Raw genomic sequence first — 384 nt, forward strand, 5'->3', positions numbered from 1 at the left:
CAAGGACGCCGGCGACGACGAGGCCATGCACTACGATGCCGACTTCGTTCGCGCCCTTGAGTACGGCATGCCGCCGACGGCCGGCGAAGGCATCGGCATCGATCGCCTGGTGATGTTGCTGACCAACTCACCGTCGATCCGGGATGTCATTCTTTTCCCGCACATGCGGCCCCAAGCGTAAGTGTTTCAATTAAAAAGCCGCCTCGAACAGGCGGCTTTTTATTGCCTGTCTGGTACAAACGTATCAATTGGTTAATTTTGAAATAGCGAGGAAAGACCTGTCGTGAATCGTGTAATGGCTCCAGAAGGTGCGGCGGGCGTCGCCACTGCTGTCGCTGAAAGTGTTCAGTACCAGGGTCGCAAGGCCAGCCGGCAGGGCAGTGA

The 384-nt window shown here is 57.0% G+C and carries 1 protein-coding gene; it reads left to right on the forward strand.

What is annotated here, in order from left to right:
* Window positions 1-181 (forward strand): amino acid--tRNA ligase-related protein (locus GSM73_RS26845; protein ID WP_306110006.1); only part of this gene is annotated, 181 nt, incomplete at its 5' end.
* Between the last annotated feature and the right edge of the window lie 203 nt (window positions 182-384).

It is taken from the genome of Pseudomonas sp. PICF6, assembly GCF_009831705.1.
Taxonomy (GTDB): domain Bacteria; phylum Pseudomonadota; class Gammaproteobacteria; order Pseudomonadales; family Pseudomonadaceae; genus Aquipseudomonas; species Aquipseudomonas rhizophila.